Consider the following 13966-nt stretch of genomic DNA (forward strand, 5'->3'; position numbering starts at 1 on the left):
GAGAACAGCCATGCAGGCGATGGTTCTGAACAGGCTTAAATCCCCTCTCGTATGGACGGAATTGCCTGACAGGCAGCCGGGTCCAGGTGAGATAAGGATTCAGATAACCGCGTGCGGCGTCTGCCGGACCGATCTACATGTCGTCGACGGCGAATTGCCCAACCCGATTTTGCCGATCATTCCCGGTCACGAGATCGTTGGCCGGGTCGACGCGATCGGTCCTGGCGTTGTCGGCCTGGTGGACGGCGAACGGGTGGGCGTCCCCTGGCTGGGACGTACCTGCGGCGTCTGTTCCTACTGCCTGAGCAACCGGGAAAACCTCTGCGACCATCCGTTGTTCACGGGATACACACGCGACGGCGGATTTGCCTCCGCCGCCATAGCGGATGCGCGATTTGCTTTTCCGCTGGGCGAGGCCGGCGATGATGCTTCGCTAGCACCCCTGTTGTGCGCCGGCCTGATCGGCTGGCGTTCCCTGTCGATTGCCGGCGGTGGCAAACGGTTGGGGCTCTTCGGTTTTGGGGCGGCCGCGCATATCGTGGCGCAGGTGGCGAAATGGCAGGGCCACGAGGTCTATGCCTTCACCAGACAGGGCGACCTGGCGACGCAGGCGTTCGCCCGCGAAATCGGCGCTGTGTGGGCGGGAGGGTCCGGCGAAACGCCCCCGGAGCCACTCGACGCGGCAATCATCTTCGCGCCCGTGGGCGAACTGGTGCCGTGCGCCCTGAAGACCGTGCGAAAGGGCGGGCGCGTCGTTTGCGCGGGCATCCACATGAGCGACATTCCCAGCTTCCCATACAGCCTGCTGTGGGAGGAGCGGCAGCTGGTCTCCGTCGCGAACCTGACGCGACGCGACGGGATCGATTTCCTGGGGCTGGCGCCGAGGATCGGCATCGTTACCAGGATCACCAAATATCCGCTGCGGCAAGCCAACGAGGCGTTGGCCGACCTGCGCGCGGGACGGTTCGAGGGCGCCGCTGTTCTCGTGCCCTGAGCCACGATGGAAGAGGCAAGGGCCGGCGTGAGTATTTTCCGAACCTCCTTTCCGCCAGCGGCTTGGGCTAGGTTTTGCTCCGCACGCCCTTCGACAGTCCGCGCCGGAAAGCGCGGCCACTGACTTGCCACTCTCGCGAACAGGACGGATATCCGGATGAAAATACTGCTGACAATTTTCGGCTGTCTTGTCGCCGCCGCGGTCGGAGGGCTCGTTTTCATCTATTCGGGCGTCTACGACGTCTCGGCCACCACGCCGGACAATCCCATCGTTGCCTGGGCGGTCCACAAGGCATCGGATCGGTCGGTTGGCGCGCGTCTCTCGGCGATAAAGGTTCCAGCGGGCCTGGACCAGCCGGCAACGATCGCCGCTGGTGCGCATCTCTTCTCGCAGAATTGCTCCGTCTGCCATGGCGGCCCAGGGCTCGAGAGGACAGCCATAGCCCAAGGGTTGAACCCGCAGCCGCCGGATCTTTTCCGCGCCACCCGGGTGCCAGCGGCTGACGAGAATTTCCAGTTCATAAAATACGGCGTCAAGATGACCGCTATGCCTGGGTTCGGCCCGTCGCAAACCGATGAACAGATCTGGTCGCTTGTGGCTTTTCTCGGCGTCGCACCCGGCATGACGGCGCCGGACTACTCATCCAAGAGCGGCGCAAAGGTAACTGAGTCGGCTCCCTCGGCGCCAGCAGGCGGTTGACGCGTGCATGAACGACGGTGAACCAAAGGGCCGAATCCGCCATGGCTCCGGGCTTTTTTAAATTCAACCTCAACCCAGCTGCGGACACGAGTATCGAGCTCATCGGTGGGTGCTTCGTGCGGTGGCATTGAGCGGCAAATTCGGAGCATCAGGAAAAATCCATGCAGATCCATGTCAGTACAGACCGCAATCTCGAGGGACAGGAAGGGCTCACGCGTCACGTTGAAGCCAGTCTCAAGGCTGGGCTTGCCCGGTTCCGGGAAGGGATCACGTCGATCGAAGTCCGATTGAGCGATGAGAATGCCGCTAAATCCGGCAACGCCGACAAACGATGTGTGATCGAGGCCAGGCCCGCCGGACGTAATCCGGTGGCCGTGAGCGACAATCGCGCAACCATCGAGGAAGCCGTGGAAGGCGCGACAAGGAAGCTGCGCCGGTTGCTGGACTCCGCCCAGGGGCGATCGAACGATCACAAGGGCGGTGCGTCTATCAGAATGGATGAAGACATTGAATGACCTCAGCGCAGCCCATTCTGACGATGCAGTGTCCGGTCCTTTGTTACCCGATCTGCTTACGAAGATGGACGCCTATTGGCGTGCCGCGAATTACCTGTCGGTCGGACAAATCTATCTCAAGGACAATCCGCTGCTCGAAAAACCGCTGACGCTTGAACACATCAAGCCTCGTTTGCTTGGCCATTGGGGTACCACGCCTGGCTTGAATTTTCTCTACGTGCATCTGAACCGGCTGATCAAACAGAACGACCTGAACATGATGTACGTCATCGGGCCGGGGCATGGAGGCCCGGGCATAGTGGCCAACACCTATCTGGAAGGCTCGTATACGGAACGCTATCCGGCGATCGAGCGCAGCCGGAATGGCTTGCATCGGCTTTTCCGACAGTTCTCCTGGCCGTATGGCATTCCCAGCCATGTGTCTCCGGAGACGCCTGGCTCTATCCACGAAGGCGGAGAGCTGGGTTATTCTCTGCTCCATGCCTTTGGTGCCGCATTCGACAATCCGAGCTTAATCGTTGCCTGTGTCGTTGGCGACGGTGAGGCGGAAACCGGGGCGCTGGCCGCAAGCTGGCATTCCAACAAATTTCTCAACCCGGCGCGTGATGGCGTGGTTCTGCCCATCCTTCACCTCAACGGGTTCAAGATCGCCAATCCAACGGTGCTCGCCCGTATCGGCAAGGACGAATTGACGGATCTTCTTCGTGGGTACGGCTATGATCCGCATTTTGTCGAAGGAGACGATCCGGCACTCGTGCACCAAGCGCTTGCGGGTACGCTCGACAGGATTCTTCTGGATATCCGCCAGTTTCAGCATGCCGCACGAGCAGGCGGCCAGTCGGCTGCCCATGAGCGCCCCCGCTGGCCAATGATCGTCTTTCGCACGCCAAAAGGTTGGACCGGCCCGAAATTCGTCGACGGCAAACCAGTCGAGGGGACATGGCGTGCGCATCAGGTTCCGATCGCGGATTTCAAGAATCCCGAACACCTCAAGCAACTTGAAGATTGGATGCTGAGCTACAAGCCCCACGAACTGTTCGACGAAGGCGGAAAGTTCCGCGAGGAATTCGCAGCGCTTGCTCCCACGGGCCATCGCCGCATGGGGTCCAACCCGCACGCCAATGGCGGCGACCTGCTGGTCCCGCTGGCGATGCCGCATTTTCGCGGTCACGCAATTGAGGTCGTGTCGCCCGGAACTGTCAAGGCAGAGGCCACGCGCAATCTCGGCAAGTTCCTGCGCGACGTGATGGAGCTCAATCTCGGTCGCGGGAATTTCCGGGTGTTCGGACCCGATGAGACCGCGTCGAATCGGCTGGAGGCGGTTTATGAGGCCTCGGGCAAGGAATGGATGGCGGCAGTCGAGCCCGTCGATATCAATCTGAGTGTCGACGGCCGTGTCATGGAAGTGTTGAGCGAGCACCTGTGCGAGGGCTGGCTCGAGGGATACCTCCTCACCGGCCGGCATGGCTTCTTCTCCTGCTACGAGGCCTTCATCCATGTTATCGATTCGATGTTCAATCAGCATGCAAAGTGGCTAAAGGTCACGCGAAAGATCCCGTGGCGAAAGCCCATCGCTTCGCTGAACTACCTGCTGACGTCGCATGTCTGGCGACAAGACCACAACGGGTTTTCCCATCAGGACCCAGGCTTCATCGATCACGTGGCCAACAAGAAATCCGACGTTGTGCGTATCTACCTGCCACCCGACGCCAACTGCCTTTTGTCCGTGGCGGATCACTGCCTGCGCAGCCGCAACTACGTCAATCTGATTGTCGCCGGCAAGCAGCCGGAATGGCAGTGGCTTGATATCGATGCGGCCGTGCGCCATTGCACCGCGGGCGCCGGTGTCTGGCAGTGGGCGAGCAACGATGATGGCGATCCTGACGTGGTCATGGCTTGCGCCGGCGACGTCCCGACACTCGAGACTCTGGCAGCCGTCACACTCTTGCGGGCCGACATTCCGGATATCCGTATCCGTGTTGTCAATGTGGTCGATCTTATGGTGTTGGAACCCCAGTCCGAACATCCGCATGGCATGGAGGACCAGGACTTCGACGAACTGTTCACACGCGAAAAGCCAGTCATTTTCGCATTCCATGGTTATCCCGCCATGATCCACAAACTGACCTACCGGCGGCACAATCACGACAACATTCATGTCCGCGGCTACAAGGAGGAGGGCACCACCACGACGCCGTTCGACATGGTGGTGCTGAACAATCTCGACCGCTTCCAACTCGCGCTTGACGCGATCAAGCGGGTTCCACGCTTGATCGATCAGGTAGGAGCGGCGACCCAGCGCTATTGGGCCGCCATGGAGCGCCACAAGCTTTACATCAGCGAACATGGCGAGGACATGCCGGAGGTGCGCGACTGGCGCTGGACGCCGTGATCGGGATATTTCCTTGGGAAGCGCGGTGACACGAGACGTTGTTGTTCTCACGCTGAACAGCGGCTCGTCATCGCTTAAGTTCGGATTGTACCGTATCGGTGTCTCGCTGACCGACATGCTGTTCTCGGGTGAGGCCGAGTCGATCGGCGAGAGCGATAGTAAATTCCATGCAACGGACGCGCACGGAACCAGACTGCCGGAAGCGACAGGTTCCATTGTCGACCAACGCGAAGCTGTCGTCCGCCTTGGAAAGCTCCTTGCCGTCCCTGGAACGCCTGCACCTGCCATCATCGGACATCGCATCGTGCATGGCGGGCCGAAGCTGCGGCAGTCTTGTCTCATCGACGACACCGTTCTGCACCAGCTCGAGGCCGCCACCCCCTTTGCGCCGCTGCATATGCCAGCGGCTCTATCCGTCATAAGATTTGCGCGGGAACATTTCCCCGGCCTGCCACAGGTGGCGTGTTTCGATACCAGTTTCCACGCCGATTTGCCGGACGTCGCCCGTGTCCTTCCTGTTCCCAGGGAATTGCGGGCGGAAGGCCTCCAGCGTTATGGATTCCATGGCCTTTCCTGCGCATCGATCCTGCATCAGCTTGGCAACGACCTTCCGGACCGCGTGATCATCGCCCATCTCGGCAACGGCGCTAGCATTACGGCGATCAAAGCTCGCAAGTCCATCGACACCAGCATGGGCCTGACCCCGACTGGCGGCGTCATCATGGGCACGCGCAGCGGCGATCTCGATCCTGGCCTGCTGGTCTATCTGATGCGCGAGAAGAAGTTTGACGCGCCAATGCTTGAAGAACTGGTTGATCATCGATCCGGCCTTCTTGGTATCTCCGGCGTGAGCGCAGACATGCGGCAGCTGCACGATGCCGCTGCGTCGAATGCCAACGCGCGTCTCGCCATCGAGATGTTCTGCTATTCCGTACGCAAGCAGATCGCCGCGATGACCGCCGCGCTGGAAGGAGCAGATCTGATCGTCTTCACTGGCGGCATCGGAGAGAATGACGGGAACGTCCGCGCCGGGATCTGCGCTGGTTTGTCCTGGAACGGCGTCAGGCTTGATGAAACCCTGAACAGTCGCAATGCCGGTCTTGTCAGCGATCCGGCGTCCCGCTGCCAAGTGATCGTGCTCCCTTCGCAGGAGGACGAACAGATCGGGCGCGATGCCTGCCGTCTGTTTCTAGAAAGTCATGAGACTCCAGGTGCCAGGATGGCCGCGTCGAACTCCTGTTTGTAGGCGAGTGCCGCGAGCATGATCGCTTCGGATTGCGCGGGATAGGTGTAAGCGATTTCGGCGAGAGATGTGGGCGACTCTCTCGGGAAATTTCGAAGGTCAAGTTGTCGCCCGACGACGGCACTCGCTTAGAGGATATTCAACAAAAAACAGGTAGACGCAGCGAAGATTCCTGCCACGGTCTTAACATCTCGGTTATGTCCAGCTGCCAACCCTTTAGCGTTAGCCGACCACCTGCTTGCGTATTTCTTGCAGTTCGCGTCGCCGTTTATCGTCCGTTTCAGGATAGCTCATCTTCAGGCCTCTCAGCGTATCGAGAACAATGTGGGATACGATCAGCCGGGCGTTTTCCCTGTCGTCGGCCGGCACAACATACCAGGGAGAGTTCCGTGTGCTTGTCGCGCCAAGGCACTCCTCGTAGGCCTTTCGGTAATCCTTCCAGAATTTTTGCTCCTCGATATAGGCGAGGCTGAACTTCCAGTTCTTGTACGGTTCGTCGATCCGCGCCAAAAAGCGCTGACGCTGCTCTTCTTTCGAAAGGTGAAGGAATATCTTGACGATCCGTGTTCCGTTGGCATGAGGATGCCTCTCAAGATCCGTGATCGAGCGATAGCGGTCATGCCAGAGCCGGTTGTCGTCGAGCAAAGCATCGGGCAGCCCTTCGCCATGCAGCATCTCAGGATGGACGCGCGTGATCAGCACCTCCTCGTAATATGAGCGATTGAAGATGCCAATCTTTCCGCGTTCAGGGAGATCGCGCGTCGGCGGCGGGTCATTCCGACCGCGGCGCCGCCTGGTGTTTGAGTGCTCGTGTATTCGCCCGAGTGCTCGACTACGCGGCCTTCTTCATTCTAGCCAACGTGTCGGCCACCACCTCGCCGAAGGACGATGGCGTCGGCACGATGGTGACGCCGGCTTCCTTGAGGATCTCGACTTTCTCCTGCGCTGACTCGCCGAATGCCGAAATGATGGCACCGGCATGGCCCATGCGGCGGCCCTTCGGCGCGGAAAGCCCCGCAATATAGGCGATCAGGGGCTTGCGCATGTTGTCGCGGGCCCAGATCGCGGCCTCGGCTTCCTGCGGGCCACCGATCTCGCCGATCATCACCACGGCGTCGGTGTCGTCATCATGCTCGAACAGTTTCAGCATGTCCTTGAAGGACGACCCGTTGATCGGGTCGCCGCCGATGCCGACGCTGGTCGACACGCCGATGCCATGCGCCTTCATCTGCGAGGCTGCCTCATAGCCGAGCGTGCCCGAGCGCCCGACGATGCCGACGCGGCCGGGAAGATAGATGCTGCCCGGCATGATGCCCATCAGCGCCTGTCCCGGTGTGATGACCCCGGCGCAGTTCGGGCCGATCAGCCGCATGCGGTCCTCGAAACGGTAGCGGCGCATGTAGCGCTTGACCTGCATCATGTCCTGCGAGGGAATGCCGTCGGTGATGCAGACGCAGAGCTTGATACCCGCATCCGCGGCTTCCATGATCGAATCGGCGGCAAAGGGCGGCGGCACGAAAACGATGCTGGCCTCCGCGCGGGTCTCACGCACCGCACCCTTGACCGTATTGAAGATGGGCAGGCCAAGATGCGTCTGTCCGCCCTTGCCGGGCGTCACGCCGCCGACGAGCTTGGTGCCATAGCGCTTCATGTCATCGGCGTGGAAGCTGCCGATCTTGCCGGTGAAGCCCTGAACGATAACGCGTGTGCTGCGATTGAGCAGGATCGCCATTTTTGAGCTCCCTCAGCTTGCTTTTTTCAATGACGCCGAGCGCCAGGCGGCGACGGCCTTTTCGGCGGCTTCGGCCAGTGTATCGGCAACGATCACCGCCTCGCCGGAATCAGCCAGGATGCGGCGTCCTTCCTCGACCTTCGTTCCGGCGAGCCGCACCACCAGGGGCACGTTGACGCCGACTTCGCGGATCGCCTTGATGACGCCTTCGGCGACCCAGTCGCAGCGGTTGATGCCAGCGAAGATGTTGACGAGGATGGTCTCGACATTCTTGTCGCCAAGCACGGCGCGGAACGATTTCGCCACCCGCTCGGGCGAGGCGCCGCCGCCGATGTCGAGGAAGTTGGCCGGCTCACCGCCGGCGATCTTGATCATGTCCATCGTCGCCATGGCCAACCCGGCGCCATTGATGATGCAGCCGATGTTGCCGTCGAGGCCGACATAGGAAAGGCCGCGGTCGCTGGCGAAGGTTTCGCGCGGGTCTTCCTGGCTCTTGTCGCGGAGCTCGGAAATCTCCGGCCGGCGGAAAAGCGCGTTCTCGTCGAACGACATCTTGGCGTCGAGTGCGACGAGGTTGCCGTCGCGGGTCACCACCAGCGGATTGATCTCCAGCATCGAGGCGTCGTAGTCGCGGAACACCCGGTAGCAGCCAATGATGGTTTCGGTCGCCTTTCCGATCAGATTGCTTTCCAGTCCGAGACCAAAGGCGATCTCGCGCGCCTGGAAGTGCTGCATGCCGACACCGGGGTCGACGGTGGCGCGTATGATCGAATCCGGGGCCTTTTCGGCTATCTCCTCGATCTCCATGCCGCCTGCGGCGGATGCGACGATCATGACGCGCTCTTCCTTGCGGTCGAGGACAAACCCGACATACAGCTCTTGCGCGATGTCCACGGCCTCCTCGAGATAGAGCCTCGATACAAGCTTGCCACGCGGGCCGGTCTGCTGGGTCACCAGCTTGCGCCCCAGCATCGCCTCGGCGGCGTTGGAGATTTCCTCGTCATTGGAGCACAGCTTGATGCCGCCGGCCTTGCCGCGCGCGCCGGAGTGGACCTGCGCCTTGACGACCCATTTGCCGCCGCCGATCTCGCGGGCGCGGTAGGTCGCCTGTTCAGGGCTGTAGGCCAGGCCGCCGCGCGGGACATGGACGCCGTGGCGGGCGAGCAGTTCCTTGGCCTGATATTCGTGGATATCCATTTTTTCCTCCCTGTTACCGTCAATGCGCGGCAACGCGCGCCTGGCCCGCGCGTTCGATAGCCTCGTTGACCACCAGCACGTTGCGCGCCATGCGCTCCGACGCCGCGTCGATCATCTTGCCGTCAAGGGCGGCCGCACCCTTGCCTTGCGCCTCGGCTTCCTTGAGAACCTCCAGGATGCGCCTTGCCCGGGTGACCTCCTTTTCGGGAGGTGAGAACACGGTGTTGGCAAGCTCGATCTGCGAAGGATGGATTGCCCACTTGCCCTCGATGCCCAGCGCTGCCGCGCGCCTGGCGCCCGCCATGTAACCTTCCGGGTCGGAGAAGTCGCCGAACGGCCCATCGATGGCGCGCAAGCCGTAGGCCCGGCAGGCGACGGTCATCCGCGAAAGGGCAAAATGCCACTGGTCTCCGGGATAGTCGGGGTTGAGGCCGCCTATGTTGACGGTGCGCGCCTTGCAACTGGCGGCATAGTCGGCGACGCCGAAATGCATGGCTTCCAACCGTCCGGGGAAAGCCGCGATAGCCTCGACATTGGCCATGCCCAGCGCCGTCTCGATCAGCGCTTCGAGACCGACGCGGGTCTGATATCCCTTGGCCATCTCGATCTGGTTGATCATCGCCTCGACCATATAGAGATCGGCGGGCACGCCGACCTTCGGCACAAGGATGGTGTCCAGCCGGTCGCCGGCCTGCTCCATCACGTCGACGACGTCGCGGTACATGTAATGCGTGTCAAGGCCATTGATGCGCACCGAGACGGTCTTGCCCTTGGCGCGCCAGTCGATGTCGTTGAGCGCCTGGATAATGTTCTTGCGCGCACGCTCCTTGTCTGGCGGGGCGACCGCGTCCTCGATGTCGAGGAAGACGAAGTCGGCGGCGCTGTTCGCCGCCTTGTCGATCATTTCCGGGCTCGAACCGGGAACCGCCAACTCGCTGCGTTGCAGGCGGAGTTTCCTGAGATGGTTGATGGTGTGGCTCATGGCTGCGTCCTCATGCTGCCTTGGCCACGGACATCTCGCCCGAGTCGCGGAAGTGCTTCATCGCCGCACCCACGCCTGAGCCGGGCGCCAGGCGGACGCCGCAGTCGAGCAGCGCCATCTCCGCCGCCGACAGCGAGGCGCAGACCATCACCTCATTCAGCCAGCCGAGATGGCCGATGCGGAACACCTTGCCGAACACCTTGTTGAGGCCGCCGCCGAGCGACGTCTGGTATTTCTGGTAGGCGCGCTTGACGACATCGCCGCTGTCGATGCCCTCGGGCACAAGGATGGCGCTGACCGTGTCGGAATGCCATTCCGGAGCCTTGGCGCATAGCTTCAGGCCCCAGGCGTCGACCGCCTTGCGCACGCCTTCGCCCAGACGATGGTGGCGGGCGAAGATGGCGTCGAGCCCTTCCTCGGCGATCAGGTCGAGCGAGGCGCGCAGGCCGCGCAGCAGTTGGGTCGCCGGCGTATAAGGAAAATAGCCCGCGTCGTTGGCGCGGATCATGTCCTCGAACGAGAAGAAGCAGCGCCGGTGGGTCGCGGTCCTCGAAGCGGCCAGCGCCTTCTTGCTGACCGACAGGAAGCCGAGACCGGCGGGCAGCATGAAGCCCTTCTGCGAACCGCTGACGGCGCAGTCGACGCCCCATTCCTCCTGCCGGAAATCGATCGAGCCGATCGACGACACGCCGTCGACGAAGAGCAGGGCAGGGTGGTTGGCCTCGTCGAGCGCTGCGCGGCAGCCGGCGACGTCGCTGGTTACGCCGGTCGCGGTCTCGTTCTGCGTGCAGAAGATCGCCTTGATGCGGTGTGCCTTGTCGGCCTTCAGCCTTTCCGCATAGAGGTCGAGCGGGACACCGGTTCCCCATTCGCAGTCAATCACCTCGACGTCGAAGCCCAGGCGTTCGGCCATGTCGACCCAGAGATGCGAAAACTGGCCAAAGCGCGACATCAGCACGCGATCTCCCGGGCTGAGCACGTTGGTCATTGCCGCCTCCCAGGCGCCCGTGCCGGACGACGGGTAGATGAAGACGCGCCCGGTTTCGTTCTTGAACACCTTCTTGATGTCTTCGAACAGCGGCAAGGTGAAATCAGGGAACGATCCCGCGCGCATGTCTTCCATCGGAAGGTTCATGGCTTGCCGGACCTGTTCGGGGATGTTGGTTGGTCCCGGAATGAAAAGATGGGTGAAACCTGCCACGGCGCGAACTCCTCTGATCCGTCAATCGTGGAGCGAGTCTCGTTCCGATGATGGCTCGCAACAACACCTTGGCGGGTAAGTTATCGCCGCGTGCGGGTGGGCCCGACCTACCCGAAAGGCTACCTAGGAGCCTCGACGCTTTTCGCTCGAATACAGCGCGACCGCCATTGCCCGGTTGCGGACGGCAAGCTTGTCGTAGAGATTCTTGAGGTGATATTTCACGGTGTTTTCGGAGATGCCGGTGCGTGTCGCGATCTGAAGGTTTGTCCAGCCATCGGCAAGCACCGCCAGAAGTTCCCGCTCCCGGACCGTGAGCAGTGACAGTGGCGTGTCGTTGACCTTGTTGATGTCGATATAGGGGATGCATATGCGGCCATGCGCGACCGCGAGGATCGTCTCGAATATGATCTCGGGATCGTCGAACTGGAAACAGTAGCCATGCGCCCCAAGGCGCACGCACTGCTTCAGGATTCCGATGTCGTGGTCGTTGGAAAAGACGGTTACACGCATGTCGAGCTTGCGGCTCTGGATCTCCGCCAGCAGGTCCGCGCCGTCCATGTCGGCGAGCTTCCAGCCAATGATGGCGACATCGAATTGCGACACAGCGGCGAGTTCCAGGAAATGCCTGCCGCTTCGCACCGAGCCCAGAAACTCGAAGCGCCCGTCACACTGCAGCATTTCACGCAGAGCCGACAAGACGAGAGGATTGCGTTCGGCGACGAGAACGCCGACGCGCCGTGCACTTGCCTCGTCTGTTCCGTCTGACTTGATGTTCAAGGGTTCCCGAATGTTCTGGACCGATTTGAGGGCCTCGCCCGGTCCGGTTGTTCTCCTCACGTTACGGCAATTTTGTCTCATGCGCGAATGGGTGCTCTTTCCCCAGCGACATGGGCTGTCGCGTCGCTTCAACCGGCAGTCGTTGCAATTGACTTTTACGTAAATGCCGTGCGACGCTTGGCGTGTTGGGGCAACATGCCGATTCCGGATGGGTCGGCATGGGACGGAAGGGGCCGATTGTCGGCGAGGGTGTCCGCTCCCTGCATGTGGAGTGACAATGCGGGAATATTATTCGATCACCGAACTGACCCGCGAATTCGATGTTTCGACGCGGACGCTGCGATTCTACGAGGATGAGGGACTGGTGCAGCCGGTACGGCGTGGCCGTACACGGCTCTTCCGCCCATCCGACCGGCATCTCATCCGCCAGATCATGCGGGGAAAAAGACTCGGCTTCTCGATCAACGAGATCCGCGAAATCATCCAGATGTACAAGGAGCCGCCCGGCGAGGTCGGTCAGCTCAAGTTGATGATCAAGCGCATCGAGGAGAAGCGCGAGGACCTCCGGCAGAAACGCAGGGATCTCGAAGAGACGCTGGCGGAGCTCGACCAGGCCGAGGAATCCTGCGTCGAGCGGCTGGTGGAGCTTGGCGTCAACACATAAGGCGTCGTTGCGGCTGGCGGCGGCTCAGATCCAACGCCGCACCCTTTTTGCGTAGTCCCGATATTTCTTGCCAAATTTGGCCGCAAGGATCTTTTCCTCGCCTTCGATCGCGACTTTCTGCGTAACGAAGGCCGCGATGAAAGCCAGCGGCAGGAACCACGCTATGCCCGAGACAAACGCCACGCCGATGAGCAGCAGCGTGTTCGCCAGGTACATCGGGTTGCGCGTGATGCCGAACGGGCCTGCCGTGACAAGGTGATCGGGCACTGCATTGGGATTGAGCGTGGTCTTGGCCAGCATCATGGTGCGGATCGCGGTGAACCAGAGAGCGGCGACGGCAAGCAGCGCCACCCAGCCGGCAGCAAACAGGATGTCGCCCAACAGGTCGCCGATCCATGGCAGCGGATAGAAAAGGCCGAGCGCGACGCTGATGGCGATGGCGGCGATATAGATCAGCGGCGGCCACGGGATGATCCCCGGCTTTGGCTGGCTGTCGGTCATTGCGACCCTCCCTCCATCATCTTGTCGTCGGTCTTGGCGGTGCAGCTATCGGCGAGGTCGCCCAGATGCGCTTTCCACTCGGCGGTCTGGTCATTGTTGTAGAGCCGGTCGAGCGTCGTCTCGCTCTCCAGCGCATTGAGCATGCACCCACAATAGGCCGTACAGAACGCCTTGTCGCGCTGCTGCTCGCATGAGACCTGGCAGGCTTTCAGGAAATTGTCCTGCTTGGTTTCGACCGGCGCCGGCATGACCTGGGCAAACAGCCAGACGCAGGAGATAAGCAAGGGCTGGTGGATCAGGTAGAAGGCGAGGCTGTGGCGGCCGATGAAGACCAGCGGGTTTGCCCAGCGCCCAGGCGTGATGCCGGCCAGACGCGCCGGGATGGCGGAAGCCGTGGCGAGTTTCGTGACGCCGATGCCCACAAGCACGGCGCCGAACCATGGAAACAGCGGAACATAGTCGTTGGAGCGCGGATTGACCGCCGACAGGCCGACCCACCATAGCCACGGGTGGTCAAAAAACTCGGAGCGCAGATAGAAAGGGGCGGCGATGACAAGCGCTGCCACAAGCAGCGTCAGCAGCGCCGGCAGGCGCAGGAACAACAGGCCAAGCAGGCTCGCCAGCGCGATCTCGTGCAGGATACCGAAGAAGATGAAGCCGTCGGGCGTGGCGATCCGGGTGACGACCGATATGGCGAGCGCGGCCACGGCAACCATGGCGAAACGCTTCCAGAAGCCGTTCCATCGGATTTTCTTGCCATGGGCCAGGAACAGGCTGACGCCAACCAGGAACAGGAAGGTCGAGGCGATGCAGCGCGCATAGATCTTCCACCAGCCGAAGGCGGTCAGGCCGGGCTCGGTGTAGCCGAAGAATTCGAGATCCCAGGTGAAGTGGTAGCTCGCCATGGCAAGCAGTGCGATGCCGCGGAGCACGTCGATGCTGATGATGCGCCTTGGTTGGTCCTGAACGGGTGCGGTCGGCGTATGAATGCTCATGGTCTCGCGATCTGAATCGGCCCCTGCAAGACGACTATCACGCTTGCACCGAACAAAAGAAGCTCGCGACGTGA

The 13966-nt window shown here is 61.5% G+C and carries 14 protein-coding genes; 6 read left to right on the forward strand and 8 right to left on the reverse strand.

Going from position 1 to position 13966, the window contains the following annotated elements:
- Positions 1 to 10: 10 nt before the first annotated feature.
- The 5 genes from ACO07C_RS01685 to ACO07C_RS01705 all read left to right on the forward strand — a co-directional run bounded on the left by ACO07C_RS01685 (position 11) and on the right by ACO07C_RS01705 (position 5846).
- A complete protein-coding gene (locus ACO07C_RS01685) occupies positions 11 to 994 on the forward strand; it encodes a zinc-dependent alcohol dehydrogenase family protein (RefSeq protein ID WP_421912499.1) in 984 nt (327 codons plus the stop codon).
- A 156-nt stretch (positions 995 to 1150) separates the two neighbouring features.
- Positions 1151 to 1693 carry a c-type cytochrome gene (locus ACO07C_RS01690; RefSeq protein ID WP_421912500.1) on the forward strand — a complete coding sequence of 181 codons (543 nt, stop codon included), beginning with the start codon at positions 1151 to 1153 and terminating at the stop codon, positions 1691 to 1693.
- Positions 1694 to 1854: 161 nt separating this feature from the next.
- Positions 1855 to 2208 carry an HPF/RaiA family ribosome-associated protein gene (locus ACO07C_RS01695; protein WP_421912501.1) on the forward strand — a complete coding sequence of 118 codons (354 nt, stop codon included), beginning with the start codon at positions 1855 to 1857 and terminating at the stop codon, positions 2206 to 2208.
- Entirely contained in the window at positions 2192 to 4600 is a 2409-nt protein-coding gene (locus ACO07C_RS01700) for a phosphoketolase family protein (protein WP_421912502.1), read from the forward strand. Before ACO07C_RS01695 ends, ACO07C_RS01700 begins: the two co-directional genes overlap by 17 nt.
- 25 nt (positions 4601 to 4625) lie before the next feature.
- Positions 4626 to 5846, forward strand: a complete 1221-nt coding sequence (locus tag ACO07C_RS01705) for an acetate/propionate family kinase (RefSeq protein WP_421912503.1) — start codon at positions 4626 to 4628, stop codon at positions 5844 to 5846.
- A 219-nt stretch (positions 5847 to 6065) separates the two neighbouring features.
- On the opposite strand, the gene ACO07C_RS01710 is transcribed toward ACO07C_RS01705, so the two are convergent.
- The 6 genes from ACO07C_RS01710 to ACO07C_RS01735 all read right to left on the reverse strand — a co-directional run bounded on the left by ACO07C_RS01710 (position 6066) and on the right by ACO07C_RS01735 (position 11732).
- Positions 6066 to 6659: a hypothetical protein gene (locus ACO07C_RS01710; RefSeq protein ID WP_421917420.1), complete on the reverse strand. Its 594-nt coding sequence runs from the start codon at positions 6657 to 6659 to the stop codon at positions 6066 to 6068.
- Between the two features lie 16 nt (positions 6660 to 6675).
- A complete protein-coding gene (sucD, locus tag ACO07C_RS01715; protein WP_421912504.1) occupies positions 6676 to 7575 on the reverse strand; it encodes a succinate--CoA ligase subunit alpha in 900 nt (299 codons plus the stop codon).
- 12 nt (positions 7576 to 7587) lie between these two features.
- Positions 7588 to 8772, reverse strand: a complete 1185-nt coding sequence (locus ACO07C_RS01720; protein WP_421912505.1) for a malate--CoA ligase subunit beta — start codon at positions 8770 to 8772, stop codon at positions 7588 to 7590.
- Positions 8773 to 8791: 19 nt separating this feature from the next.
- Positions 8792 to 9754, reverse strand: a complete 963-nt coding sequence (locus tag ACO07C_RS01725) for an HpcH/HpaI aldolase/citrate lyase family protein (protein ID WP_421912506.1) — start codon at positions 9752 to 9754, stop codon at positions 8792 to 8794.
- 10 nt (positions 9755 to 9764) lie between these two features.
- Entirely contained in the window at positions 9765 to 10955 is a 1191-nt protein-coding gene (locus tag ACO07C_RS01730; RefSeq protein WP_421912507.1) for an aminotransferase class V-fold PLP-dependent enzyme, read from the reverse strand.
- A 123-nt stretch (positions 10956 to 11078) separates the two neighbouring features.
- On the reverse strand, positions 11079 to 11732 hold the full coding sequence (locus tag ACO07C_RS01735) for a LuxR C-terminal-related transcriptional regulator (RefSeq protein WP_421912508.1): 654 nt from the start codon (positions 11730 to 11732) through the stop codon (positions 11079 to 11081).
- Positions 11733 to 12009: 277 nt separating this feature from the next.
- Between ACO07C_RS01735 and ACO07C_RS01740 the strand changes: the two genes are divergently transcribed.
- Positions 12010 to 12396 (forward strand): MerR family transcriptional regulator, encoded by a 387-nt coding sequence (locus ACO07C_RS01740; RefSeq protein ID WP_006203215.1) that lies wholly within the window; start codon positions 12010 to 12012, stop codon positions 12394 to 12396.
- A gap of 24 nt (positions 12397 to 12420) precedes the next feature.
- On the opposite strand, the gene ACO07C_RS01745 is transcribed toward ACO07C_RS01740, so the two are convergent.
- Together ACO07C_RS01745 and ACO07C_RS01750 are read right to left on the reverse strand one after the other, a co-directional pair.
- A complete protein-coding gene (locus ACO07C_RS01745; protein ID WP_421912509.1) occupies positions 12421 to 12897 on the reverse strand; it encodes a methyltransferase family protein in 477 nt (158 codons plus the stop codon).
- Complete coding sequence (locus tag ACO07C_RS01750; protein ID WP_421912510.1) at positions 12894 to 13892, reverse strand: heparan-alpha-glucosaminide N-acetyltransferase; 999 nt, start codon at positions 13890 to 13892, stop codon at positions 12894 to 12896. The genes ACO07C_RS01745 and ACO07C_RS01750 overlap by 4 nt, the downstream gene beginning before the upstream one ends.
- Positions 13893 to 13966 lie beyond the last annotated feature (74 nt).

Origin of the sequence: Mesorhizobium sp. (genome assembly GCF_965229135.1) — a bacterium.
GTDB lineage: Bacteria > Pseudomonadota > Alphaproteobacteria > Rhizobiales > Rhizobiaceae > Mesorhizobium.

Bases quoted from the DNA above. Each gene is read 5' to 3' on its own strand.
- ACO07C_RS01720 (WP_421912505.1), bottom strand. From the start codon at position 8,772: ATGGATATCCACGAATATCAGGCCAAGGAACTGCTCGCCCGCCACGGC.
- ACO07C_RS01750 (WP_421912510.1), bottom strand. From the start codon at position 13,892: ATGAGCATTCATACGCCGACCGCACCCGTTCAGGACCAACCAAGGCGC.
- ACO07C_RS01725 (WP_421912506.1), bottom strand. From the start codon at position 9,754: ATGAGCCACACCATCAACCATCTCAGGAAACTCCGCCTGCAACGCAGC.
- ACO07C_RS01690 (WP_421912500.1), top strand. From the start codon at position 1,151: ATGAAAATACTGCTGACAATTTTCGGCTGTCTTGTCGCCGCCGCGGTC.
- ACO07C_RS01685 (WP_421912499.1), top strand. From the start codon at position 11: ATGCAGGCGATGGTTCTGAACAGGCTTAAATCCCCTCTCGTATGGACG.
- ACO07C_RS01740 (WP_006203215.1), top strand. From the start codon at position 12,010: ATGCGGGAATATTATTCGATCACCGAACTGACCCGCGAATTCGATGTT.
- ACO07C_RS01700 (WP_421912502.1), top strand. From the start codon at position 2,192: ATGAAGACATTGAATGACCTCAGCGCAGCCCATTCTGACGATGCAGTG.
- ACO07C_RS01695 (WP_421912501.1), top strand. From the start codon at position 1,855: ATGCAGATCCATGTCAGTACAGACCGCAATCTCGAGGGACAGGAAGGG.
- ACO07C_RS01745 (WP_421912509.1), bottom strand. From the start codon at position 12,897: ATGACCGACAGCCAGCCAAAGCCGGGGATCATCCCGTGGCCGCCGCTG.
- sucD (WP_421912504.1), bottom strand. From the start codon at position 7,575: ATGGCGATCCTGCTCAATCGCAGCACACGCGTTATCGTTCAGGGCTTC.